The organism is Microcosmobacter mediterraneus, from assembly GCF_031846265.1.
Lineage (GTDB): Bacteria > Bacteroidota > Bacteroidia > Flavobacteriales > Flavobacteriaceae > Microcosmobacter > Microcosmobacter mediterraneus.
In genome coordinates this window covers 1-305 of record NZ_JAVRIA010000029.1, presented here as the reverse complement: position 1 = coordinate 305, position 305 = coordinate 1, and the positions used below count along the sequence as shown (strand labels likewise).

Sequence of the window (305 nt, the reverse complement as noted above, 5' to 3'; positions counted from 1 at the left end):
GTTGCAGAAGACGAGCCAAGTGCAGAAGAAGTAGCAGCATATTACTCAGATAACTGTGGAGGCTTAGTTACAGTTCATAAAGAAGTAACGTTACAGACAGGAGAAGACTGTGGTCCTGATGGATGGCAGCGTTGGGTAAGATATACAGCCAAGGATGAGTGTGGTAATGAGGCAGCAAGCTTCAAGATCATTTACCAAGGATTTGATATGTCTGGTCCAGCTTTAGATAAAGATGAGAATGGTGTAGCAGTATGTTCTGAGCCAGCAATGACAATTACAACATCGCAAGGTGCAGATTGTCCAGT

Annotated in this window: 1 protein-coding gene; it reads left to right on the top strand. The window is 43.6% G+C overall.

Translation table 11 applies throughout. From position 1 onward, the window contains the following. On the top strand, positions 1-305 hold a 305-nt coding region (locus RM697_RS13700; RefSeq protein WP_311428458.1), incomplete at both ends, for a hypothetical protein.